Source organism: Blautia sp. TM10-2 (assembly GCF_003480845.1).
In the GTDB taxonomy this organism is placed as follows: Bacteria; Bacillota; Clostridia; order Lachnospirales; family Lachnospiraceae; genus Fusicatenibacter; species Fusicatenibacter saccharivorans.
In genome coordinates this window covers 1-461 of sequence record NZ_QUJZ01000016.1, presented here as the reverse complement: position 1 = coordinate 461, position 461 = coordinate 1, and the positions used below count along the sequence as shown (strand labels likewise).

Sequence of the window (461 nt, the reverse complement as noted above, 5' to 3'; positions counted from 1 at the left end):
TGAAAAAAGTTCTTGACAAAAGCGAATGAGTTTGATAAAATAAACGAGTTGCTGATCGAGAGAACAGCAAAGAAGTTCGAAAGAGCTTCAAAAAATAAATTAAAAAAGTTCTTGACAAACGAAAAGTTCTGTGATAAAATAAATGAGCTGATCCGAGTCGGAACAGCAAAGATCCTTGATAATTAAACAGTGAAACACATCCTCGAAAGTTCTGAATAAGTAATTCAAAACGATCGAAAGATCCTTTAAAACAGTAAAAGGGATAAATTAGCTAGTATGTTGATTTTGAACTTGGAACAAATCTTTTATCAGAGAGTTTGATCCTGGCTCAGGATGAACGCTGGCGGCGTGCTTAACACATGCAAGTCGAGCGAAGCGGCTGAATTGATTCTTCGGATGATTTTCAGTTGACTGAGCGGCGGACGGGTGAGTAACGCGTGGGTGACCTGCCCCATACCGGG

1 rRNA gene is annotated in these 461 nt (G+C 39.7%); it reads left to right on the top strand.

Annotated elements, in window-relative coordinates:
* Nucleotides 1-305: 305 nt before the first annotated feature.
* Nucleotides 306-461, top strand: a 16S ribosomal RNA gene (locus DXD92_RS15370); the annotation flags it as partial.